Source organism: Mycobacterium sp. SMC-17, assembly GCF_045310915.1.
In the GTDB taxonomy this organism is placed as follows: domain Bacteria; phylum Actinomycetota; class Actinomycetes; order Mycobacteriales; family Mycobacteriaceae; genus Mycobacterium.
On record NZ_JBJIAK010000024.1, the window covers coordinates 44,060 to 67,272 of the forward strand.

Sequence of the window (23,213 nt, forward strand, 5' to 3'; positions counted from 1 at the left end):
TAGACTGGCCCTGAAGTCAGCGAAGGGGGTCGCATGGCGGACTTGGGGGGCGCACGGCTGCGCATCGAGACCGAGCCGGTCAAAGCAGCTGCAGACGAGTTTCGAACCATCGCCGATGAGTTGCGTGAAGAACTGCGCCAGCTTGTCGCGTCGGTCGATGACGTAGTCGAAGGTTCGTGGCGCGGCGAGGCCGCTCGGATGTTCGGCCGCGATTGGGATGAGTTTCGCGCCGCCGCAACGAAGATCGTCGACGACGCCGACGAGATCGCCATCCGGGTCGTCCAAAGCGTGGAGGCCTACGCAGCACAGGATGAGCGCGGCGGATCGATCGTTCGCAGCGCGTGGGATGAGCGGTAGGTGGCAATGACTGGGTACACCGTCGACGTCGACGCGCTCAATGAACTGCGGTCGAAAATGCAGGCCTACCTGGCGCACTGCGAGACATCGTTGAGCCGGGTGGAATCGCTTATCGGTCAGGTGTCACAGTCGTGGGACGGTGCAGCCGCCGAAGCATACGAGGCTCGCCACCGCGACTGGGTGCGGTCAGCGCACGACATGCGCACTGCGCTCGCGGACTTCACCGCGTGGTCCACCCAGGCCGAAGACGCCTACCGGACCGTCATGGCGATGAATCTGCGCATGGCCGGCCAGTAGCGAACATCCATGGGTACTTGGGTTGTCGATTCAGACTGGTATTTCCTGACCGCGGCGATACTCGGCCGTGCGGGATCGAAGGTGGCTGGTGCTGCCGGCCTGGTCTCAGGCGCGTCGCACGGCTCCGGCCACATGGCCGGCAACGACCCGGTCGGGACGAAATGGGGATCGCGGTATGACAGCGCCGCGCGCGACGCTCTCGGTGGCGCCGATTCGCTGGCACAAGCCTGGTCCTCGCTGGCTGGACGCGTCTACCAAGCCGGAGTCAACCATGCGTGGGCTGAGTTCCACGCCGGCCGTCGCAAGATTCCCGTCCCGGCGAATCTGCCACCCCGACCGGCGATCTCTGAACCGTCGTCGACGATCTCCAGTTCCGTGGGCGCCAATGGCGTCGGCCTGACCGACATCATCCCCGGCTTGGTCGAGGCGGTCGGCAAGGAGACTCCGAACGCAGACACGAAGGGCCTCGACGCCGCTTCGGACATGTGGCAACGGTTCGCAACGACGGTCGCTGAAGCTGTCAGCGACGTGGTGAATCAGGTCAGACGACCGGACCACGACATGCCCGACGCCACCGCGTTCTACGAGACAATCGCCAATCTGAGCGCTCCCGCGGATGCCGTCGCCGCCGACGGCCGCACACTGAGTGCCCTAACGCACAGCTTCTCTGCAGCCACCAGCGCGATGCGCGCGAACATCGCCAGTGAGGTCAACAGCACCGCCATGTGGATGGGCGGGGCCGCGTCAGTCGTGGTGCTGTCGTCGGAAGTCACTGGCGGCGCGTCATTCCGGGCCGTGCCCGCGGCCATGCGCTGGAGGCTCAACCAGGCCGGCACCAACATCCGGAGCTACATCGCCGCGGTAGAAGCCGCTGCGACAGCCATTGACTCACTCACAGTTGCACTCGACCCGGCCAAAAAAGGTCTGCTTGACAACCAAAAGTTCGTCGACATCGAGATCTACGATCCCGACGGCACCAAGACCCATCACTACCGTATTCCCCTGTCCAAGTGGCTGGCCTGGCAGAACTACCTGCACCGCGGCGGCCAAGAGTGGGACTGGAATCGTTGGAGCTCCAACTACGACCAGCTTCAAGAGAACTCTGCAAACGGCTGGTGGTTCGACAAATACGCGGCCGAAGTGATGGGCTACAGCAAAAATGACGGGTGGACCGACCAGTTCGGCAGCCGCAAGTCGGATCTGGAGAAAGTGCCTGTAACAGGTCGGGTCTGGGACTGGGCCAATCCCGAATTGAAGCAGGTTGTGGAGAACAAGAGCGGACGGCTCGACATGGACCAACTGGCTATAGACGAGGACGCACTTGAAGCCGGCTGGGATGTCACCTACAACATCAACGCTAAACACCCGTACACCGCGGGAGAACTCGCAGCGTTACAGCGGCTACAAGACAAGTACCCAGACCAGTTCACAGTGAACCGACTGTGACCGACAGGAAGACCACCATGGGCTCTACCTTCGACTATGTCCCCACACAACTCACTAAGGCCTTCCGCGATGCACAGTCCAACGAGCAGTTCCTGGGCTGGCTGAAGATGCAGGAAGCCGTCATGGAGATCGAATTCCCGTACTACGACCTCCCCGAGATACGCGAGCAGATGTACACCGAAGCGAGCTTGGCGATAGTCGAACAGAAGCTCCTCGACCTGTACGACAACCATCGAAGCGCCTTCTCGCTCGACAACGTCCACACGACCATGAGGTACGTCTACTACGTTGGCGAAACGTTTCGCCGTGCTTGTGAAGGGACATGGGTGGCCCTCCCCGTCGCCGACGCATACCTACCTGCGATTGACTTTCCGATGCGCGAAACCATGACTAAGCCAACAGACCTCGTAGAGGGGGCAGTCAACCGACGCGACGGGAAACACCTGACGAAGGTCTTCGGACACGCCGTGCGCAGCTATCGCGAGTGGACTGAAGCAGGCAAGCCCGAACGGACCTTCCGCGGCACCCTGCGCGAAGCCGACGAATAGGCGGGCCGTCCTAGTTTTGAACCGAGCTATCAATCAGTCACAACTTGTCGGCTCGACATGCAACACTGCTCGGTTCGCCCGCCAGCAAAGGAATTCGCATCGTGACAACACCTCGACCATTGACCGGCAGAAATTGACGATCATGTTGCTCACTACCAGTACAGTGACCCTGTGAGTCCGACTATGTTCGTGAATGAACATTCCGGCTGAGCGCGCATGAGCAATTTCGCATTCATCGGTGCCGCTGAATGGCCCGACATCCAATCCGACTGCGCCCGCGCCGAGAGCTACCTGGCCTCCGATCCGCGCTCGGCCTGCATCTACGGCCGGCGCGCCATCGAACAACTCGTCGGCCTGCTCTACGACGTGATGGATCTGCCGCTGCCCTACAAGGACGACCTCGCCGCCCGGATCAACGAACGTCCGTTCAGTACCCAGGTGCCGCCGGCAATCGTTCACAAACTCAATCTGATTCGCAAAGCCGGCAATGCGGCGGTGCACGAACGGCGCGCCATCGCACCGAACATCGCGCTCGCGGTCCTGCGGGAGCTCCACCACGTCACGGTGTGGGCCGTCTACCACCACTCGGCCTACCCGAAGGCCGCACCGCTGAAGTTGCCGTTCGATCCGAAGCTCGCGGCCAAGGCTGCTCCCCTCAGCCGTGACGAGGTCGCCCAGCTGGCCACGAAGTTCAAGGCCCAGGACGAAGCTCACGCCAAAGCCCTGGCGGAAAAAGACGAGCTTGCCGCGGCCAAAGACGCCGAGATCGCTGCGCTGCGTGAGCAGATCAAGGCCGCCCAGGCCGCGAAGCAGCAGCCCGACGATCGCGACTACAACGAAGCGCAGACTCGCACCGAGTACATCGACCTCGATCTCGCCGAGGCAGGTTGGACGCTCGACCAACCACGGGACCGCGAGTTCGAAGTCACGGGAATGCCCAGCGGCGGGATGGGTTACGTCGACTATGTGCTGTGGGGTGCTGACGGCCTGCCGCTCGCCGTCGTCGAAGCGAAGCGAACCAGCAAGAGCCCGCACGTCGGCCAGGAACAGGCCAAGCAGTACGCCGACTGCCTAGAGCAGATGACCGGCCGGCGTCCGATCATCTTCTACACGAACGGCTATGAGCACTGGATGTGGGATGACGCCGGCGGCTACCCGCCCCGTCAGGTCCAGGGCTTCTTCACGGCCGACGAACTGGCCCTGATGATTTCGCGACGCACGTCCCGTAAGCCGCTGCTTGGCGCCGAGATCGACTCCGCGATAGTCGGGCGCCATTATCAGATTCACGCGATCCGCCGCGTCGGTGAGGAGTTCACCGCGCACAAGCGCGAGGCGCTGCTGGTGATGGCGACCGGGTCGGGCAAGACCCGCACCGTCATCGCACTGGTCAAGCAGCTGATGGAGGCCGGCTGGGTCAAGCGGGTGCTGTTTCTGGCCGACCGGACGGCGCTGGTCAACCAGGCCGTCGGCGCATTCAAGGAACACCTGCCGAACGCCACCACCGTGAACCTGGTGACCGAGAAGATCACCGACGGCCGGGTGTACGTCAGCACCTACCCCACGATGCTGAACCTGATCAATTCCGTCGACGACGGTCTGCGCCCCTTCGGCCCCGGCTATTTCGACCTGATCGTCATCGACGAGGCACACCGATCGGTCTATCAGAAATACCGCGCCATCTTCGAGTGGTTTGATTCCCTGCTCGTCGGCCTCACCGCCACGCCCAAAGACGAGGTGGACCACAACACCTACCGGCTCTTCAACCTCGAAGACGGCATACCGACAGACGCCTACAGCCTCGACGATGCCGTCAAAGAGGGCTTTCTCGTTCCCGCCGTGGGAATTTCGGTGGGCACCAAATTCCTGCGCCAAGGCCTTCGCTACGACGAGCTGACCGAAGCGCAGAAGGACGAATGGGATTCATTGGATTGGGGTGACAACGACACCCCGGACGCGATGTCCGCAGAAGAGTTGGGGCGCTTCTGGTTCAACGCCGACACCGTGGACAAGATCCTGGCGCAGCTGATGTCACAGGGGCACAAAGTCGCCGGCGGCGACCGACTCGGCAAAACGATCATCTTCGCCAAAAACCAGGCCCACGCACAGTTCATCGCCCAACGGTTCGACATCCAATATCCCGAGTACGCGGGCACATTCGCACGCGTCATCACCCACAGCACCGAACGTGCGCAGAGCCTCATCGACGACTTCTCGATCACCGACAAGGCGCCCCACATCGCCATCTCCGTGGACATGCTGGACACCGGCATCGATGTACCGGACGTGGTGAATCTGGTGTTCTTCAAAGACGTCCGATCCAAGAGCAAGTTCTGGCAGATGATCGGCCGCGGAACTCGCTTGCGTCCCAACCTGTTCGGGCCCGGACAGGACAAGGAGAACTTCTACGTCTTCGACTGCTGCAGAAACCTGGAGTTCTTCAATCAAGACCTGCCCGGTACGCAGGGCTCGCTACAGAAATCGCTGAACCAGCGACTCTTCGAAACCCGCCTCGGGCTGGTGACTGCGCTGGATTCCGCTGTTCCCGGGACGAATCCGCCTGAGGGTCATGGCACGGAATCTGAACGCGGCCTTCGCGTCGATACCGCATGGAGCCTGCACAAGATCGTCGTCGGCATGAGCCTTGACAACGTGTTGGTCCGGCCCCACCGCCGACTCGTCGAACAGTACGCGCAATGGCCGGCGTGGTCGTCGTTGACGCAAGAGGCTGCGAGCGACGTCGCCACCCAACTCGCCGGCCTGCCTTCCTCGGAACTGGACAACGACGAGCAGGCCAAGCGGTTCGACCTGCTGATCCTGCGCCGCCAACTGGCGCAACTCGACGGTGATGCTGTTGCCGCTGAACGGATCCGGACAAAAGTTCAGGACATCGCCGAGGAACTGCTCACCAAGACCTCGATCCCGTCGGTGGCCGCGCAACAGGCTCTCCTTGCCGACATCTGCGCCGACGAGTGGTGGGTCGACGTCACCTTGCCCATGCTCGAACTCGTCCGACTGCGGGTGCGGGCGCTGGTCCGCTTCCTGGACCCCGCTCAAAAGACTGTTGTATACACCGACTTTCAGGACGAACTCGGTGAGACGACATTGATCGATCTGCCCAACGTCACGCCAGGGACCAACTGGGACCGGTTCAAAGCGAAAGCACGGGCGTACCTCAGGTCCCATCTCGACCACATCACGCTGCAACGCCTGTACCGCAACAAGCCGCTGACGCCCGACGACCTGATCGCTCTGGAGCGCATGCTGCTCGACAGCGGCGTGGGCGATCCGGCCGACATCGACTTGGCGAAAGTAGAGGGCCTCGGACTGTTCGTGAGGTCGCTCGTCGGTCTGGATCGTGCCGCAGCGATAGAAGCGTTCGGGGCGTACCTCGACGGATCGCGCTTCACTGCGGACCAGATTCGGTTCATCAATCTCATCGTCAGCGAGCTGACGGCAACGGGCGTCGTCGCCGTCGCGCGACTCTACGATTCCCCCTACACCGACAAAGCGCCGACCGGCCCTGAAGAGGTGTTTACGGAAGCTGATGTCGACAACATCGTGTCGATACTGAACACCGTGCGAGCCAACGCAGCGCCCGAGGGTGGCGTCGCCTAGGTCGCAGAAGACCAGTCCAGAACAGCTGCGTCAGAGGCGGTGAGATGCGTTACCTCACCGCCGCCGAGCGGCCCCAAAATGCACGCGACACACCGCGAATCCGTGTACAAACACGGCCGCTCGCGGGAAGTGAGCTACTACTGGGAGGCGATGTCGACCGAGCTGCCGAGGGCGGCGACCCAGCCGGTGACCTGGCGGGCGATGTCCTGGTCGGTCAGGCCGATGGACATCAGCACCTCGCTGCGGCTGGCGTGGTCCTGGAACTCCTGGGGCACGCCGACGTCGCGGCATGGCACGTCGATCTCGGCGCGACGCAGCGACGCCGACACCGCAGAGCCGATGCCGCCGGCGACACCGTTGTCCTCAAGCGTCACAACGAGTTTGTGGGCCCGGGCCAGGTCGGCGATGGCCGCCGGGACCGGCAGCACCCAGCGGGGGTCGACGACCGTCACACCGATGCCCTGCTTGCGCAACCGGTCGGCGACGACGAGCGCCATGCGGGCGAACGCGCCGACGGCGACCAGCAGCACATCGTCGGACAGGCCGTCGGCGGGCTCGGTCAGGATGTCGACGCCGTGCTGGCGGCGGACGGCCGGAATATCTTCGCCGACAGCGCCTTTCGGGAACCGCACCGCGGTGGGTCCGTCAGAGACCGCAAGCGCCTCGCCGAGTTCCTCACGCAGCCGGGCGGCATCGCGCGGTGCGGCGACCTGCATGCCGGGCACGATGCCGAGCATCGACATGTCCCACATGCCGTTGTGGCTGGCACCGTCGTTGCCGGTGATGCCGGCCCGGTCGAGAACCATGGTGACGGGCAGCTCGTGCAGCGCCACGTCCATCATGATCTGGTCGAACGCCCGGTTCAGGAATGTCGAGTAGATGGCGACGACGGGGTGCATGCCGCCCATCGCCAGACCCGCGGCCGACGTCATCGCGTGCTGCTCGGCGATACCGACGTCGAAGAACCGGTCCGGGAAACGCTGCCGGAACGCCGACAGGCCCGTCGGCCCCGGCATGGCCGCGGTGATCGCGACGATGTCGCGCCGCTTGGTGGCCTGCTTGATCAGCTCCTCGGAGAACACCGACGTCCAGCCCAGCACCGACTCGGCCGTGGACCGCCCGGTGTGCGGGTCGATGATGCCGGTCGAGTGCATCTGCTCGGCTTCGTCGTTCTCCGCGTGCGAGTAACCCATGCCCTTGCGGGTGACGACGTGCACGATCACCGGCGCGTTGAACCCGCGGGCATGCCGCAGCGCCGCCTCGACGGCGTGCTCGTCGTGCCCGTCGATGGGCCCGACGTACTTGAGCCCCAGATCGGTGAACAGCGCCTGCGGTGCCAGCGCGTCCTTGATGCCGGCCTTGATGCTGTGCACGCACTGGTAGCAGAACTCGCCGACGACGGGCACGCCGCGCAGCGCGTGCTTGCCCCGCTCCAGCGCCTTCTCGTAGCCGGGCTGCAGGCGCAGTGCCGCGAAGTGGTCGGCCAGGCCGCCGATGGTCGGCGCGTAGCTGCGGCCGTTGTCGTTGACGACGATGACGATGGGCCGGTTCGCGGCCGCGATGTTGTTGAGCGCCTCCCAGCACATACCGCCGGTGAGCGCGCCGTCACCGACGACGGCGACGACGTGCCGGTTCCGGTAGCCGGAGAGTTCGAAGGCCTTGGCCAGGCCGTCAGCGTAGGACAGCGCGGTGCTGGCATGGCTCGACTCGACCCAGTCGTGTTCGCTCTCGGCGCGGCACGGGTAGCCGGACAGGCCGCCCTTCATGCGCAGGGTCTCGAAGTCCGGGCACCGTCCGGTCAGCATCTTGTGGACATAGGCCTGGTGACCGGTGTCGAAGATGATCGGGTCGTGCGGCGAATCGAAGACGCGGTGCAGGGCGAGCGTCAGCTCCACGACGCCCAGGTTGGGGCCCAGATGCCCGCCGGTGGCGGCCACCTTGTGCACCAGGAATTCCCTGATCTCGGCGGCAAGTTCCGTCAGCTGAGGCTGCGACAGGTGCGCCAGATCAGCTGGGCCGCGGACCTGTTCAAGCATTCCGACAGTCTACGCACGCACCCCGGGTAGAGCCGGTCAAGGCTGATAGATGTCCGGCACACCGTCACCGTCGTCGTCGGCGGTCTCACGTTCGTGGATGCGGCGGTAGGCGGCGTTGCGCGACAGCAGCACGACCGCGGCCAGCATCCCGGCGATCACCGACCCGGCAAGCACGCCGATCTTGGCATCGGCGCCGGTGGCCGTGCCGGTGCCGAACGCCAGCTCACCGATCAGCAGCGAGACCGTGAAGCCGATCCCGGCCAGCATCGCCACCCCGGCGACGTCCAGCCAGCCCAGGCCCTCGTCGAGTTCGGCGCCGGTGAATCGCGCCAGCAGGAATGTGGTGCTGAACACACCGATGGCTTTGCCGAACACCAACCCCAGCAGGACGCCGCCCGTCACCGGATGGGTGATCGCGTCCACCAGGCCGGGCCAGCCGCCGACGCTGACGCCCGCCGCGAAGAACGCGAAGACCGGCACCGCCACCCCGGCGGACAGCGGCCGCAGCGCGTGCTCGAACGTCTCGGCCGAGGCGTGCCTGCCCAGAACGGGTACCCCGAACCCGAGGAGCACGCCGGCCACCGTGGCATGGATGCCGCTCGCGTGCACCAGCGCCCAGGTCGCCACCGCCAGCGGCAACAGCAGCCACCAGTGCCGGATGCCGCGCTGCACGGCCGCGACGAACAACCCACCGGGGATGACGGCCAGCGCCAGCGCCGTGGGATTGAGGTGATCGGTGTAGAAGCACGCGATGACGATGATGGCCAGCAGGTCGTCGACCACGGCGAGCGTCAGCAGGAAGGTGCGCAGCGCGGTCGGCAGGTGCGTGGAGATGACGGCCAGCACGGCGAGGGCGAAGGCGATGTCGGTCGCGATCGGCACCGCCCAGCCGTCCAGATTCTCGGGGTGCCCCAGCGCCAGGTTGAGGCCCACGAAGATGGCGGCGGGCGCCAGCATGCCGCCGACGGCGGCGGCGATGGGCAGCGCCGCACGCGCCGGGTCCCGCAGGTCGCCCGCGACGAACTCGCGTTTGAGTTCGACGCCGACGACGAAGAAGAAGATCGCCAGGAGCCCGTCGGCCGCCCAGGCCGACAGGCTCAGGTGCAGATGCCACGAATCCGGGCCGACCGCGAATTCGGACAGTGCGCGATAGCTGTGCGCGGCAGGCGAATTGGCCCACACCAGGGCGACGCCCGCCGCCAGCAACAGCAGGATGCCGCCGACGGTCTCCTTGCGGAGGATTTCGGTGAACCGCTGGGCTTCGGGCCAGCTGCCCCGGGTCAGCAGGCGCCGGCGCGTGTTGCGGTTGGTCATCGGGACTCTCCTGGGCAGCGTTGAACGGCGCCGACCAGGCTTCCCGGCACACCTGCCCGCTAACCTACCGGGTCAGCAGCGCCACACACTCGACGTGGTGCGTCAGCGGGAACGAGTCGAAAACCCGCAGGTTCGCCACCTCGTAACCGTGTCCACGGTAGAGACCGATGTCGCGCGCGAAAGAGGCTGCCTCACAACCGATGTGGATCACGCGGGGCACCCCTGCAGCGGCCAGCTGATCGATGACCTCGTGTCCGGCGCCGGTCCGGGGCGGGTCCAGCACCGCGACGTCGGCCGCCACCCGCTGGGTGCCCAGCGCCCGGCGCACCGAATCGGTCAGCACCTCGACGCTGCCCAGGTCGCCCAGCGCGGCCCGGGCGGCGCGCGCCGATCCGCGCGACGTGTCGACCGTCAGCACGCGACCCGACTCCCCCACCGCGCCGGCCAGTGCCGCCGCGAAAACGCCTGCGCCGCCGTACAAATCCCATGCCGTCTGGCCCTCGGACAGCTCCGCCCACTCGGCGACCAGGGCACTGTAGGTGGTGGCGGCGTCACGATGGGACTGCCAGAACGCCGTCACGGGCACGCGCCATTCCCTATCGCCGACGCGCTGCACGGCCTCGTACTCACCCGAGACCACCTCGGTCAGGCCGCGTTTGGCGTTCTTGCCCGCGCCCTTCTTGCTGTGCGGAACGGACCGCACGACGTGCCGGTGTCCGGCGTCGTCGAGCACGACATGCAGGTGCGCGCCGGGCGGTTGCAACGGCAGATCGTCCAACATCCCGGCCGGCACCTGGGCACACGACAGGTCGGTCACCAGTTCGTCGCTGTGATACCGGTGGAACCCGGCGCGGCCGTCCGCGCCGACCTCCAGACGCACCCGGGTACGCCACCCGGTCGGGCCGACGGTGCCGACCTCTTCGGCGACGAGGTCGCCCGCCTCATAGCCGCCCAGGCGCGCCAGCTGATTGGCCACCACCTCGCCCTTGAGCCGCCGCGCCGCGGCGGGATCGACGAAAGCCAGGTCGCAGCAACCGGATCCCTGCGCACCGGCGATCGCGCACAGTGATGCCACCCGGTCGGGCGAAGACTCGAGCACCTCGACAGCGTCGGCGTGCCAGTACGACCCGCGCTCGGAGGTCACCTCGGCGCGCACCACCTCGCCCGGCAGGGCATGGCGGACGAAGATCACGCGGCCGTCGTGGCGCGCGACGCAGCTGCCACCGTTGGCCGGCGGGCCCACGGTCAGTGTTACTTCACTCACTCGATGATGCCTCGTCGGGTGTCACCGGGCGCCGAGCCCGGCGTCATGGTCACCTTCACGCGCTCGGACGAATTCAGCTGCCACGGAACGGAAGTCACCATCACATTCGGGATGAACAGCAGCCTGCCCTTGAGGCGCAGCGCGCTCTGGTTGTGCAGGATGTGCTCCCACCAGTGGCCCACCACATACTCCGGGATGAACACCGTCACGACGGTGCGCTTCGACTCGGCCGTGATGCGCTTGACGTAATCGAGGATGGGCCTGGTGATCTCGCGGTACGGCGAGGCGATGACCTTGAGCGGTACCGACACGTCGCTGTCTTCCCACTTGTGCACCAGCTCGCGGGTCTCGGCGTCGTCGACGCTGACGGTGATGGCCTCCAGGACATCCGGGCGGGTCGCCTTCGCGTAGGCCAGGGCCCGCAGCGTCGGCAGGTGCAGATTGGACACCAGCACGACGGCGTGGTTTCGGCTGGGCAGCACGACATCCTCGTCCGGCCCCGATTGGGAGCGCAGCTCCTGGGCGACGGTGTCGTAGTGCTTGTGGATCGCCTTCATGAGGACGAACAGCAGGCTCATCGCCAGGATCGCGATCCACGCGCCGGCCAGGAACTTCGTCACGATGACCACCAGCAGCACGGCGCCCGTGCAGATGAATCCGATGGTGTTGACGACCCGCGCGCGCTGCATGCGGCGACGCTCGGACGCTTCGGTCTCGGTGCGCAGCAACCGGTTCCAGTGCCGCACCATGCCGATCTGGCTCAGTGTGAACGACACGAACACGCCGACGATGTACAGCTGGATCAGCGCCGTGACCTCGGCGTTGAACGCCACCACGAAGGCGATGGCGGCGAACGCGAGGAACAGGATGCCGTTGGAGAACGCGAGCCGGTCACCGCGGGTGTGCAGCTGCCGCGGCAGGTAGCGGTCCTGCGCCAGGATCGAGCCCAGCACCGGGAAACCGTTGAACGCGGTGTTGGCGGCCAGCACCAGGATCAGCGCCGTGACACCGGCGATCAGATAGAGCCCCACCGGGAAGCCCTGGAACACCGCCTCGGCCAGCTGGGTGACGACCGTCTTCTGGTGGTAGTCGGCGGGCGCGCCCTCCAGCTGATCGACGCTGTCGGCCATCTTCAGGCCGATCTGCTTCGCCAGCACGATGATGCCCATGAACAACGACACCGCGATGGCGCCGAGCAGCAGCAGCGTCGTTGCGGCGTTGCGCGACTTGGGCTTCTGGAACGCCGGGACGCCGTTGCTGATGGCTTCCACACCCGTGAGGGCGGCACAGCCCGACGAGAACGCCCGGGCCACGAGGAAGACCATCGCGAAGCCCAGCACGTCGCCGTGCTCGGACTTGATGGTGAAACCGGCGGACTCGGCCCGCAGCGGGTGGCCCAGCACGAAGATCTGGATGAAGCCCCAGGCCAACATGATGTACATGCCGATCATGAAGGCGTAGGTGGGAATCGCGAAGGCAGTACCCGATTCCCGGATGCCGCGCAGGTTCAGCGACGCCAGGATCAGGATCGCCAGGACCGACAGCAACACCTTGTTCTGGGCGATGAACGGTACGGCCGACCCGATGTTGGACATCGCGGACGCCGTCGACACCGCGACCGTCAGGACATAGTCGACCAGCAGCGCGCTCGCCACCGTCAACCCCGCGGTGTGCCCGAGGTTGGTCGTGACCACTTCATAGTCGCCGCCACCGGACGGATAGGCATGCACGTTCTGCCGGTAACTGGCGATCACGATGAGCATGACTGCGGCCACCGCGAGACCGACCCAAGGCGCCATCGAATAGGCGGACAGACCGGCGACCGACAGCACCAGGAAGATTTCCTCCGGCGCGTAGGCCACCGACGACAGCGCATCCGACGCGAACACCGGAAGAGCGATACGTTTGGGCAGCAACGTGTGGGCGAGCTTGTCGCTTCGGAAGGGTCGGCCGAGGACCAACCGGCGCGTCGCGGTCGAAAGCTTGGACACGAGAGCCAAGGGTAAGCCCCAAGGGCCCGGGTTGTAGCGTTCGGACTGAGCTGAGGCATGAAATTCGCTTCAGGGCCGGCTTCCGGCCCAGAAAGGATCGGCTGGTGCGAGTAGTCGTGATGGGCTGCGGCCGCGTTGGCGCATCGCTGGCGGACGGATTGGCCCGCATCGGCCATGAGGTCGCCGTGATCGACCGGGACAAGACGGCGTTCCACCGGCTGTCCCCGGAATTCCCCGGAGAACGCGTGCTGGGCATGGGTTTTGACCGGGATGTGCTGGAGCGAGCCGGTATCGAAGAGGCCGGTGCCTTCGCCGCGGTGTCCTCCGGTGACAACTCGAACATCATCTCGGCGCGCGTCGCGCGCGAGACGTTCGGTGTGCAGCGCGTCGTGGCGCGTATCTATGACGCCAAGCGCGCGGCGGTGTACGAGCGTCTGGGCATCCCGACCATCGCGACGGTGCCGTGGACCACCGACCGGTTGCTGAATCTGCTGACCCGCGAGACCGAGACCACCAAGTGGCGCGATCCGTCGGGCAACGTCGGCGTCACCGAACTGTCCCTGCACGAGGACTGGGTCGGCTACCGCGTCACCGCGCTGGAAGGCGCGACCGGCGGCCGCGTCGCGTTCCTCATCCGGTTCGGCAGCGGCGTGCTGCCCGACGCCAAGACCGTCATCCAGGCCGGCGATCAGGTGTACATGGCCGCGGTGTCGGGCCGTGTCGCCGAAGCCATCGCCATCGCATCACTGCCGCCCGGCGACGACGTCGAAAGCCACTAGGAGCGCACATGAAGGTCGCAATCGCGGGCGCCGGCGCCGTCGGCCGCTCCATCGCGCGGGAACTGGTCGATCACCACGAGGTGACGCTGCTGGAACGCAATCCGGACCACATCGACGTCGACGCCGTCCCCGCGGCGCAGTGGCGCCTCGGCGACGCCTGCGAGATCTCGCTGCTCGAGTCCGTCAAGCTGCATGAGTTCGACGTCGTCATCGCCGCCACCGGCGACGACAAGGCCAACGTGGTGGTGAGCCTGCTCGCCAAGACCGAGTTCGCGGTCCCCCGCGTCGTGGCCCGCGTCAACGATCCGCGCAACGAGTGGCTGTTCGACGACAGCTGGGGCGTCGACGTCGCCGTGTCGACGCCGCGCATGCTGGCGTCGCTGGTCGAAGAAGCCGTGTCGGTGGGCGACCTGGTCCGCCTGATGAGCTTCCGCAAGGGCCAGGCCAACCTGGTCGAGATCACGCTGCCCGACGACACGCCGTGGGGCGGCAAGGCCGTCAAGCGCCTCCAACTGCCCCGGGATGCCACGTTGGTGACCATCCTGCGCGGCCCGCGCGTCATCGTCCCCGAATCGGACGAGCCGCTCGAGGGCGGCGACGAACTGCTGTTCGTGGCGGTGGCCGAGGTCGAGCAGGAGCTGCGCAACCAGGTGCTGAATCCGGGCTAAGCCTCGGTGACGTGATGCTCCGCGTCCCGGATGGCCTTCTGGGCCGTCCGGATGGCCAGGTAGGACGCCAGCGCGGCGACCGCGGTGAGTGGCCAGCCCATGGCGATCCGGGCCACGCCGAGCAGACCCGTCTGGTCCAGTCCGTACAGGTGGTTCTGGACCAGGAACCGCGCCGCGAACACCAGCGCCCACACCGCGGTCGCGATGTCGAACGCCAGCACCGCCCGCCGGATGCCGCGCCAGCTGCGGTCGTGTCCCGTGACCCAGCTCCAGCCGTAGCCGACCAGGGGGCGCCGGATGAGGATCGAGATCGCGAACACCCCGGCATAGATCAGCGATGACCAGATGCCAAGCAGGAAATAGCCTTTCGAGGCGCCGATCATGTAGGCGATCAGTGCGCTGATCCCGACGCCGATGAAGCCGGACACCGCCGGCTGCACGGATTCGCGGCGCACCAGGCGCCAGATCAGGACCAGGCCGGCGACGCCGAGCGCTGCGTAGATCGCGGCAGTCAGCCCGAAGAAACTGGAGATGGGAACGAAAACGAGGACCGGCAGGGACGAATAGATGAGGCCGCTGAGGCCGCCCATCTGCTCCAGCAGGACATGCGCCGTGAGTTTGGCGTCACTGTCGTCCTGCTGGGCCTCGATGTCGGCTTCGGCCTGCTCGCTGTCCGCGGTCCCCTTGTCGGGGAACGTCACTTCTGAATCTCGTAATGCGGGTTGTAGATCGCTTTGGCCCCGCTGTCCAAGTTGCCCAGCCGTCCGTGCACGCGCAGGGTGCGCCCGGATTCGATGCCTGGGATGCGCCGCTGACCCAACCAGACCAGCGTGACCGTGTCGGTGCCGTCGAACAGCTCGGCTCGCACGCCGCCCGAACAGCCCTTGCCGTTGGTCTCGACACACCGCAGCGTGCCGACCATCGTCACTTCCTGTCCGCGCGTGCAGTCCACCGCTCGCATGGCGCCGGTGTTCAGGGCCTCGTCGTTCAGCTCCTGGACATCGCTCTGTTCGAGGTCCTCGGTAAGCCGCCGGGTGAGTCGGCGTAAATAGCCTTCCGCCGTAGCCATGGTCTCTCCTGAGACTTGCTGCGAATCCACCGTGGACCCGCTATCTAACCAACGTCACGCTAGACCTCTTGGTTCCGATTTGCCATTTCGGCACGGGATATATCTTCGTTATCCCGCTCACTGGACGGCACACCCCGCCCGACCCCCTTGCGAGCGCCGTTCCGGCCGCCGGGCACCATCGAGGGATGACGGCCAACTTGCAAGGGATGACCGCGGTACTGCTGCCCGGCACGGGATCGGACGACGACTACATCCGCCGGGCCTTCGGCGGCGCCCTGCTCGAAGCGGGTGCCGTCGTGATCGCCCCGCGGCCGCTCCCGGGCGACCTGATCGGCGGTTATGTCGAAGCGCTCGACGCCGCCGCGCAGCACGGCCCCATCATCGTCGGCGGTGTATCGCTGGGCGCCGCGGTCGCCACGAACTGGGCGCTCAAGCATCCCGAACAGTGCATCGCCGTGCTGGCCGCACTGCCCGCCTGGACGGGTGATTCCGACGGCGCACCGGCCGCCCAGGCCGCCCGCTACTCGGCACAGCAGCTGCGCGAGATCGGGCTGGATGCGGCCGTGGCCGGCATGCGGGCGGGCAGCCCGGCCTGGCTCGCGGACGAATTGACACGGTCGTGGACGGCACAGTGGCCCGGCCTGCCCGACGCGATGGAAGAGGCGGCGGGTTATGGCGGGCCGACCCGCGAACAGCTCGCCGAGCTGCAGGTGCCGATGGGTGTCGCCGGGGCGGTGGACGACGCCGTGCACCCCGTCGCGGTCGCCGCCGAATGGGCCGTGGCGGCCCCCAGGGCCGCGCTGCGGACCGTCACCCTCGATGCGATGGGCGAAGAGCCGACGGTGCTCGGCGACGCCTGCGTGGCGGCGTTGCGGGAGGCCGTCAGCCTCCTGTGATGGTGCCCATCTGCTGGGTGCGCAGCTGCTGCATGGCCGAGCCCTGCTCACTGCGGCGAGCATCAGGCTCCCCTTCGGGCTGCTGTCCCTGCATGTGCTGCTGCAGCTGCTCGAGCGCCTGCTGAGCCTGCTCCATCTGCTGCTGCGCCATCTGCTGGGCGGCGGCCCGCAGCTGCTCCAGCAGCGGCTCGGACAGCTGCACCGGCAGCGGGCTGCGGACCGGCAGCGGGGTTTCACCACGACGAACCACGGTGTCCGCCAACGAGGTTCGCGCCTCGTCGGCGATGGCGTCGATGGTCTCCTCGGTGCCGACGACGACACAGCGCACCATCCACCGGTAGCCGTCGGTCCCGATGAAACGCATCACGACCTGCGGCTGGCCGGGCTGCGGCACCGGCAGGCCCACGACCTCCCGGCCCCACGGCCCGTCTTCGATGCGCGCCTCCGCGTTGTCGTTGCGCAGCGATTCGGCCAGTTCCGCAGCGATCTCACGCCACAGCCCGCCGGTCTTGGGTGCGGCGTACGCGGCCACGGAGAACCGCCCGTTGGGCGTCATGATCCAGACGGCGTTCGGCACGCCCTGCTCGTTGACCTCGACGTTGAGCTGCGAACCGTCGGGCACCGGGACGAGCACGCCACCCAGGTCCAGGCGGGCCGCCTCGGCGTCGGCCGGGTCGTCGAAGTCCTCGATGTCGAAGGGGCCGTCTTCTTCGGGGTTGAACTCGAATGCCATCACAAACTCGCATGTCCGCCGGAGGAACCGTGGCCGCCCGCGCCACGTGAGGTGTCAGCCAGCCCCGCCTCGTCGAACGACGTGACCTCGACCAGCTCGGGCAACTCGACCCGCTGCACGAGCAGCTGCGCGATCCGGTCACCGCGTTTCACGATGATGGGCTCGCTGGGGTCGAGGTTGATGAGCGCCACCTTGATCTCACCGCGGTACCCGGCGTCGACGGTCCCGGGCGCGTTGACGATCGAAAGGCCAACGCGGATGGCCAATCCCGATCGCGGATGCACCAGGCCGACCATGCCGTGCGGAATCGCGACGGCGATCCCCGTCGGCACCAATTCGCGCTGACCGGGGGCCAGTTCGAGGTCGATCGCGCTGAACAGATCGACGCCGGCATCGCCGTCGTGAGCACGGGCCGGCATCGGCAGATCCCGGTCCAACCGAACTACCGCCAGAGAGGTGGACACGACCGCACAGACTACCCTTGGCCGCGTGTCAGACACGCGAGCAGCCACCCAAACCGTCCGCTATCGGGAGCGGTTGACGGTGCCTTTGTGGTGGTGGTTACCGGGTTTCGGGCTGGCGGCCCTGATCGCGCTGGAAGTGGTGCAAGGCGTGTCGGGCGTGCCGGCCTGGGCGCCGTTCGCCGTGCTGCTGCCGGTCGCCGCGGCGACGCTGGTGTGGATGGGGCGCATCGAGCTGCGGGTGGTGAGCACCGGCACCGGGCCGGATGCCGAGACCGAGCTGTGGGTGGGACCGGCGCACATCCCGACGAGCGTCATCTCCCGGTCGGCCGAGGTGCCGCGCTCGGCGAAGTCGGCGGCGCTGGGACGCCAACTGGATCCGGCGGCGTACGTCGTGCACCGGGCCTGGGTCGGGCCGCTGATCCTCGTGGTGCTCGACGATCCGGATGACCCCACGCCGTACTGGCTGGTGAGCACCCGTCATCCCGACCGGGTGCTGGCGGCACTGCAGGGCCGCTAGCAGCCCCATAAGACGCCCAATGGCCGGTCCCCGCACGCATTCGTGCGAGACCGGCCACTGACGTGAACGTGAATCCTCAGGCGGCGCAGTCGGTGCAGATCATCACGCCGTTCTTCTCGCTGGCGAGACGGCTGCGGTGTTGCACCAGGAAACAGCTCGAGCAGGTGAACTCATCGGCCTGCTTGGGCACCACGCGGACCGAGAGTTCCTCGCCCGACAGGTCAGCGCCGGGCAACTCGAAGTTCTCGGCCGAGTCGGTCTCATCGACGTCGACGACGGCGGACTGTGCTTCGTTGCGCCGTGCTTTCAGCTCCTCCAGAGAGTCCTCGGACACCTCGTCAGTCTCAGAACGCCGCGGGGCGTCGTAATCGGTAGCCATGGTCATCCCCTCCGTTACCTTGCAGCAGAGCTTTGTACCAGCGTCGAACGCTTCCGCCAAACGATTCGTGCCCGAAAAGCGCGCCGACTATATGTGATTTGCATCACATAAGCAAGAGGTGGTCGGCAATCATGCAGGGTGCGGTGCATCTAGAGTGCTCATGTGGTCGCACAAATCACCGAGGGCACGGCCTTCGACAAGCACGGTCGGCCGTTCCGCCGCCGCAACTACGTGCCCGCCGCCGTGCTGTTCGCGGTGCTGGCCGTGGCGACGCTCATCGCGTGGCTCGTCGTCGCGAACCAGCCCGCCGAAATCCACCAGGCGATCACCTGCAATCCCCCACCCGCGCCCACCGAGCCGAACCAGCCGAAGCTCGGCGACGAGGTGTCGCAGTCCTCGATGGTCAATGTGGTGCCGGCCAAGCTCGCCGACACCAAGATCAAGGTGCTCAACGCCAGCGGCCAGGGCGGCCAGGCCAGCGAGGTCGCCGGTGAGCTGCGCGACCTCGGATTCGGCCAGCCGGCCGCGAGCAACGACCCGGTGTACGCCAGCACCCGCATGGAATGCCAGGGCCAGATCCGGTTCGGCCCGGCCGGTAAGTCCGCGGCCGCCGCGCTGTGGCTGGTGGCGCCGTGCACCCAGCTGTTCCAGGACCAGCGCCCCGACGACTCCGTCGACCTCGCGATCGGCACCGAGTTCAACGAACTCGCCCACAGTGACGACATCGAGGCCATGCTGGCCAGCCTGAAGCCGGACGCCACCCAGCCGGCCGACACCTCGCTGCTGCCGAAGATCCACAGCGGGACCTGCTAGCTAGCGGTAGCCGACCCGCTCCAGATGCCCGGTCAGCGCTGCGGCCACGCCGGGCGCCGCGGCGATGACCAGATCGTCGTCGTCCATACCCGGCGTGGGCAGCCGCACGACCGCACCCGCCTCCTCGGCGACCAGGGCCGCGGCCGCCCAATCCCACACGTGCACACCGGATTCGAAATACGCGTCGAGCCGGCCGGCGGCCACCATGCACAGATCCAGGGCGCACGACCCGACCCGGCGGATGTCCCGCACCTCGGCCAGCAGCTCGGCCACCGCGCCGGCCTGCTGCCGCCGCCGCTCCCGCGCGTAGGCGAACCCGGTCGCCACCAGCGCCATCGGGAGCTCGTCGATGACGTTGCAGCGCAAGGTCTCCCGCACCCCGTCCCGCGTCACCTCGGCCCCGTGGCCGCGCGCGGCCGAGAACACCTCTCCGGTGGCGGCGTTGGCCACCGCACCGGCGACGGACACGCCGTCGATCTGCACCCCGACCGACACCGCGTAGGCGCCCAGCCCGTACATGAAGTTCACGGTGCCGTCGATGGGGTCGAGCACCCACACCGGCACGCCGGCGGGCGCCCGCGCCGCGCCACCCTCCTCCTCGCCCAGGATCGCGTCGTCCGGTCGCAGCACCGCCAGGCGCTCGCGCAGCAGCCGCTCGGTCTCGGTGTCGACGACGGTCACCGGATCGGTCGGGCTGCTCTTGGTGCGCACCGCGCCGTCGTCCTGCTGCGCACCGGCGAAAACCTCGGCGCGCCGCCGGCGGACGAAGGCGGCGGCCTCGGTCGCCAACTGCTCGGCGAGTGCGCGCAGTGCAGCAGGTGCGGTGCCACTTCCGGGTTCGCGTGCTGTCATGACACCTATCGCAGCACACGCGGTTAGGGTGTGGGTCGCGCCCTCTTGCCCACCCCCTCCAAGGAGTGCAGATGACCGAGACGCCCACCGCCGCGACCGACGCCTCACAGCATCGAGCGCTGGGGATCGATGTCGGCGGCAGCGGCGTCAAAGGCGGCATCGTCGACCTCGACACCGGCCAGCTGATCGGCGAGCGCTTCCGCCTCCCCACCCCGCAGCCGGCGACGCCGGAAGCCGTGTCGGAGACCGTGGCCGCCGTCGTGCGTGAGTTCGGCTGGACCGGACCACTGGGCGTCACGTATCCGGGCGTGGTGACCGAGGGCATCGTGCGGACCGCGGCCAACGTCGACAGCAGCTGGATCGGCACCAACGTGCGGGACATGTTCGCGTCGCGGCTGGACGGCCAGGACGTGACGGTGCTCAACGACGCGGACGCGGCCGGACTGGCCGAGGAGAAGTTCGGCGCGGGCCGCGAGGTGAGCGGACTGGTCGTGCTGCTGACGTTCGGCACGGGCATCGGCTCGGCGGTGATCTACGACGGGGTTCTGTTGCCCAACACGGAGTTCGGGCACATCGAGGTCGGCGGCAAGGAGGCCGAGCACCGGGCCGCGTCGTCGGTCAAGGAACGCAAGGACTGGTCGTACGAGCGCTGGACCGAGGAGGTGACCAAGGTGCTGGTGGCGGTCGAGAACGCCATCTGGCCGGACCTGTTCATCGTTGGCGGCGGCATCAGCAAGAAGGCCGACAAGTGGGTGCCACTGCTGAAGAACCGCACCCCGGTGGTCGCCGCGACGCTGCAGAATTCGGCCGGCATCGTCGGCGCCGCGATGGCCGCCGACGGCGCCTTGCATCGCCATTGACCGGCCGTTGACGGCCGCCAACGCTCCGAGACCGGCGCTGATACGGCTTCTGGCCACTATGTCGTTACAATGGTCAACGGCGGCCGCCTGAACGGATAGCGGTGATCATCCGATCGAAGATCGACGCCAATATTCGACAGCCGACGCTTTTCGGTGGCGCATGCCCACGCCACCGTTGTACGAAAGACCGAAAGGGTGGCCGTGGTAGCGACCAAAGCCAGCGAGACAGCCGACGAGCCGGTGAAGCGCACCACCAAAGCCCCCGCGAAGAAGGCCGCCGCCAAGGCTGCGCCGGCCAAGCGTGCCGCCAAGGCACCCGCGAAGAAGGCCGCCGCGAAGGCGCCCGCCAAGCGCGCGGCGAAGGCCGCCACCAAGCCCGAGGACGGTGGCGTCGCTGACGACGTGACCGATGTCGACGACCTCGCCGTCGAACCCGACGAGATCGACGTCGACGACGCCGACCTGGAACTCGACGACGACCTCGAGGCCGACGACGACGTCAGTGACGATGACGACGAGGATGACGCCGAAGAAGGCGAGTCCGAAGCCGAAGCCAACACCGAAGGCACCAAGGCCGCGCCGAAGGCCGCCGACGGCGACGACGCCGACGAGCCGTCCGAGAAGGACAAGGCCTCCGGCGACTTCGTCTGGGACGAGGAAGAGTCCGAGGCGCTGCGGCAGGCCCGCAAGGATGCCGAGCTCACCGCGTCCGCCGACTCGGTGCGTGCCTACCTCAAGCAGATCGGCAAGGTCGCGCTGCTGAACGCCGAGGAGGAGGTCGAGCTCGCCAAGCGCATCGAAGCCGGCCTGTACGCCACGCAGCTGATGTCCGAGCTGATGGAGAAGGGCGAGAAGCTGCCCGCCGCCCAGCGTCGCGACATGCAGTGGATCTGCCGCGACGGCGATCGCGCCAAGAACCACCTGCTGGAAGCCAACCTGCGTCTGGTGGTGTCGCTGGCCAAGCGCTACACCGGCCGCGGCATGGCGTTCCTCGACCTCATCCAGGAAGGCAACCTGGGCCTGATCCGCGCGGTCGAGAAGTTCGACTACACCAAGGGCTACAAGTTCTCGACGTACGCCACCTGGTGGATCCGTCAGGCCATCACCCGCGCCATGGCCGACCAGGCCCGCACCATCCGTATCCCGGTGCACATGGTCGAGGTCATCAACAAGCTCGGCCGCATCCAGCGTGAGCTGCTGCAGGACCTGGGTCGCGAACCCACGCCCGAAGAGCTCGCCAAGGAAATGGACATCACGCCGGAGAAGGTGCTGGAAATCCAGCAGTACGCGCGTGAGCCCATCTCGCTGGACCAGACCATCGGTGACGAGGGCGACAGCCAGCTCGGTGACTTCATCGAGGACAGCGAGGCCGTCGTGGCTGTGGACGCCGTGTCGTTCACGCTGCTGCAGGACCAGCTGCAGTCGGTGCTGGAGACCCTGTCCGAGCGCGAGGCCGGCGTCGTCCGCCTGCGGTTCGGGCTGACCGACGGCCAGCCGCGCACGCTGGACGAAATCGGCCAGGTCTACGGCGTCACCCGTGAGCGCATCCGCCAGATCGAGTCCAAGACCATGAGCAAGCTGCGGCACCCGTCGCGCTCGCAGGTTCTGCGCGACTACCTGGACTAGTCCCCCGCTTCAACGACGACTGCCCCGAAACTCCGGTTTCGGGGCAGTCGTCGTCTGCGTGGGTTCCAGCGGCCGCGTGCGCGACACCCCCGAAAAACCGGAAGCGGGAAAAGTCCTGTGTGTGAAAGGCTTTCGTGCATGCCGATCTCGCAGCACCCGCTGGGCCAGGCCATGCTGGACGTCTCGTCCGAATGCTTCGCCGCGATGGCCGACATCCTCACCGTGCTCGGTGACGACCTCGCCAACCGCCGGCCCGACCTGCCCGGTGCGAACAGCTGCTACGCCATCGTCAACCACTGCATCGGTGTGGTCGACTACTGGGCCGGCTCTTTCATTGCCGGACAACGCATCCCGCGCGACCGCGACAGCGAGTTCACCGCCACCGGGCCGGTCGACGAGCTGCTGGCACGGCTGACGGCCCTGCAGCAGCGCTTCCCCGGCTGGGTCGAGGTGGCGGTCACCGAGGGCATCCGGGACCGCGAGCTGGCCGACGGGGTGCGCGGCGGCACCACGCGCGCCTCGGTGCTGGCCACGGCGAGCCCGGAGTGGACGCTGCTGCACATCCTGCACGACATCGCGCAGCACGTCGGGCACATGGAGATCACCAGAGACCTGCTGCTGGCCGCCCGCTCGAACAGCTGACACGAATCGGCCCCCTCCTCCGCGGAGCAGGGGGCCGATCGCGCGAC

Annotated in this window: 23 protein-coding genes; 13 read left to right on the forward strand and 10 right to left on the reverse strand. The window is 67.1% G+C overall.

Features of this window, described 5'->3' with window-relative positions:
• Positions 1–42: 42 nt before the first annotated feature.
• The 5 genes from ACJH7A_RS16820 (at position 43) to ACJH7A_RS16840 (ending at position 6,263) form a co-directional block, all read left to right on the forward strand.
• The gene (locus ACJH7A_RS16820) at positions 43–357 is read left to right on the forward strand and encodes a WXG100 family type VII secretion target (RefSeq protein ID WP_406802375.1); all 315 of its coding nucleotides are present in this window, start codon (positions 43–45) and stop codon (positions 355–357) included.
• 6 nt (positions 358–363) lie between these two features.
• Complete coding sequence (locus tag ACJH7A_RS16825; protein ID WP_064859600.1) at positions 364–654, forward strand: WXG100 family type VII secretion target; 291 nt, start codon at positions 364–366, stop codon at positions 652–654.
• Between the two features lie 9 nt (positions 655–663).
• Positions 664–2,100 carry a hypothetical protein gene (locus ACJH7A_RS16830; protein WP_406802376.1) on the forward strand — a complete coding sequence of 479 codons (1,437 nt, stop codon included), beginning with the start codon at positions 664–666 and terminating at the stop codon, positions 2,098–2,100.
• Positions 2,097–2,648 (forward strand): hypothetical protein, encoded by a 552-nt coding sequence (locus tag ACJH7A_RS16835; protein ID WP_244872573.1) that lies wholly within the window; start codon positions 2,097–2,099, stop codon positions 2,646–2,648. The genes ACJH7A_RS16830 and ACJH7A_RS16835 overlap by 4 nt, the downstream gene beginning before the upstream one ends.
• A gap of 216 nt (positions 2,649–2,864) precedes the next feature.
• Positions 2,865–6,263 (forward strand): DEAD/DEAH box helicase family protein, encoded by a 3,399-nt coding sequence (locus ACJH7A_RS16840; protein ID WP_212811694.1) that lies wholly within the window; start codon positions 2,865–2,867, stop codon positions 6,261–6,263.
• Positions 6,264–6,400: 137 nt separating this feature from the next.
• Here the strand turns inward: ACJH7A_RS16840 and dxs are convergent, their stop codons facing one another.
• The 4 genes from dxs to ACJH7A_RS16860 all read right to left on the reverse strand — a co-directional run bounded on the left by dxs (position 6,401) and on the right by ACJH7A_RS16860 (position 12,868).
• Complete coding sequence (dxs, locus tag ACJH7A_RS16845) at positions 6,401–8,299, reverse strand: 1-deoxy-D-xylulose-5-phosphate synthase (RefSeq protein ID WP_406802377.1); 1,899 nt, start codon at positions 8,297–8,299, stop codon at positions 6,401–6,403.
• Between the two features lie 36 nt (positions 8,300–8,335).
• Positions 8,336–9,613, reverse strand: a complete 1,278-nt coding sequence (gene nhaA / locus ACJH7A_RS16850) for a Na+/H+ antiporter NhaA (protein WP_406802378.1) — start codon at positions 9,611–9,613, stop codon at positions 8,336–8,338.
• Between the two features lie 64 nt (positions 9,614–9,677).
• Entirely contained in the window at positions 9,678–10,877 is a 1,200-nt protein-coding gene (locus ACJH7A_RS16855; protein ID WP_406802379.1) for a class I SAM-dependent RNA methyltransferase, read from the reverse strand.
• Entirely contained in the window at positions 10,874–12,868 is a 1,995-nt protein-coding gene (locus tag ACJH7A_RS16860; RefSeq protein ID WP_212811699.1) for an APC family permease, read from the reverse strand. The genes ACJH7A_RS16855 and ACJH7A_RS16860 overlap by 4 nt, the downstream gene beginning before the upstream one ends.
• A 104-nt stretch (positions 12,869–12,972) precedes the next feature.
• Between ACJH7A_RS16860 and ACJH7A_RS16865 the strand changes: the two genes are divergently transcribed.
• Positions 12,973–13,647, forward strand: coding sequence for a TrkA family potassium uptake protein (locus ACJH7A_RS16865; RefSeq protein WP_081633431.1), 675 nt, complete (start codon positions 12,973–12,975; stop codon positions 13,645–13,647).
• An 8-nt stretch (positions 13,648–13,655) separates the two neighbouring features.
• Positions 13,656–14,315: a TrkA family potassium uptake protein gene (locus tag ACJH7A_RS16870; RefSeq protein ID WP_020101827.1), complete on the forward strand. Its 660-nt coding sequence runs from the start codon at positions 13,656–13,658 to the stop codon at positions 14,313–14,315.
• Here the strand turns inward: ACJH7A_RS16870 and ACJH7A_RS16875 are convergent.
• Together ACJH7A_RS16875 and ACJH7A_RS16880 are read right to left on the reverse strand one after the other, a co-directional pair.
• Positions 14,312–14,905 (reverse strand): DUF3159 domain-containing protein, encoded by a 594-nt coding sequence (locus tag ACJH7A_RS16875; RefSeq protein ID WP_406802384.1) that lies wholly within the window; start codon positions 14,903–14,905, stop codon positions 14,312–14,314. The two genes, ACJH7A_RS16870 and ACJH7A_RS16875, sit on opposite strands and share 4 nt — an antisense overlap.
• Before the next feature lie 107 nt (positions 14,906–15,012).
• A complete protein-coding gene (locus ACJH7A_RS16880) occupies positions 15,013–15,384 on the reverse strand; it encodes an OB-fold nucleic acid binding domain-containing protein (protein ID WP_020101829.1) in 372 nt (123 codons plus the stop codon).
• Between the two features lie 185 nt (positions 15,385–15,569).
• On the opposite strand from ACJH7A_RS16880, the gene ACJH7A_RS16885 reads away from it, so the two are divergent.
• Positions 15,570–16,280 carry an alpha/beta fold hydrolase gene (locus ACJH7A_RS16885; protein ID WP_174814020.1) on the forward strand — a complete coding sequence of 237 codons (711 nt, stop codon included), beginning with the start codon at positions 15,570–15,572 and terminating at the stop codon, positions 16,278–16,280.
• Here ACJH7A_RS16885 and ACJH7A_RS16890 read toward each other — a convergent pair.
• Both ACJH7A_RS16890 and dut read right to left on the reverse strand, forming a co-directional pair.
• The gene (locus ACJH7A_RS16890) at positions 16,267–17,013 is read right to left on the reverse strand and encodes a DUF3710 domain-containing protein (protein ID WP_406802380.1); all 747 of its coding nucleotides are present in this window, start codon (positions 17,011–17,013) and stop codon (positions 16,267–16,269) included. The genes ACJH7A_RS16885 and ACJH7A_RS16890 overlap by 14 nt on opposite strands.
• Positions 17,013–17,477 carry a dUTP diphosphatase gene (gene dut, locus ACJH7A_RS16895; protein WP_061006033.1) on the reverse strand — a complete coding sequence of 155 codons (465 nt, stop codon included), beginning with the start codon at positions 17,475–17,477 and terminating at the stop codon, positions 17,013–17,015. Before dut ends, ACJH7A_RS16890 begins: the two co-directional genes overlap by 1 nt.
• A 25-nt stretch (positions 17,478–17,502) precedes the next feature.
• Between dut and ACJH7A_RS16900 the strand changes: the two genes are divergently transcribed.
• Positions 17,503–17,994: a DUF3093 domain-containing protein gene (locus ACJH7A_RS16900; protein WP_029105317.1), complete on the forward strand. Its 492-nt coding sequence runs from the start codon at positions 17,503–17,505 to the stop codon at positions 17,992–17,994.
• A 76-nt stretch (positions 17,995–18,070) separates the two neighbouring features.
• On the opposite strand, the gene ACJH7A_RS16905 is transcribed toward ACJH7A_RS16900, so the two are convergent.
• Positions 18,071–18,373, reverse strand: a complete 303-nt coding sequence (locus ACJH7A_RS16905; protein WP_029105318.1) for a DUF4193 domain-containing protein — start codon at positions 18,371–18,373, stop codon at positions 18,071–18,073.
• A gap of 162 nt (positions 18,374–18,535) precedes the next feature.
• Between ACJH7A_RS16905 and cei the strand changes: the two genes are divergently transcribed.
• On the forward strand, positions 18,536–19,186 hold the full coding sequence (gene cei, locus ACJH7A_RS16910; RefSeq protein ID WP_318984402.1) for an envelope integrity protein Cei: 651 nt from the start codon (positions 18,536–18,538) through the stop codon (positions 19,184–19,186).
• Here the strand turns inward: cei and ACJH7A_RS16915 are convergent, their stop codons facing one another.
• On the reverse strand, positions 19,187–20,038 hold the full coding sequence (locus ACJH7A_RS16915) for an inositol monophosphatase family protein (protein WP_406802381.1): 852 nt from the start codon (positions 20,036–20,038) through the stop codon (positions 19,187–19,189). It abuts the gene before it with no gap.
• Positions 20,039–20,109: 71 nt separating this feature from the next.
• On the opposite strand from ACJH7A_RS16915, the gene ppgK reads away from it, so the two are divergent.
• The 3 genes from ppgK (at position 20,110) to ACJH7A_RS16930 (ending at position 23,166) form a co-directional block, all read left to right on the forward strand.
• Positions 20,110–20,898 (forward strand): polyphosphate--glucose phosphotransferase, encoded by a 789-nt coding sequence (gene ppgK, locus ACJH7A_RS16920; protein ID WP_064984481.1) that lies wholly within the window; start codon positions 20,110–20,112, stop codon positions 20,896–20,898.
• 201 nt (positions 20,899–21,099) lie between these two features.
• Positions 21,100–22,524, forward strand: coding sequence for an RNA polymerase sigma factor (locus tag ACJH7A_RS16925; RefSeq protein WP_406783704.1), 1,425 nt, complete (start codon positions 21,100–21,102; stop codon positions 22,522–22,524).
• A 138-nt stretch (positions 22,525–22,662) separates the two neighbouring features.
• On the forward strand, positions 22,663–23,166 hold the full coding sequence (locus ACJH7A_RS16930; RefSeq protein ID WP_244872574.1) for a DUF664 domain-containing protein: 504 nt from the start codon (positions 22,663–22,665) through the stop codon (positions 23,164–23,166).
• The last annotated feature ends 47 nt before the right edge of the window (positions 23,167–23,213 follow it).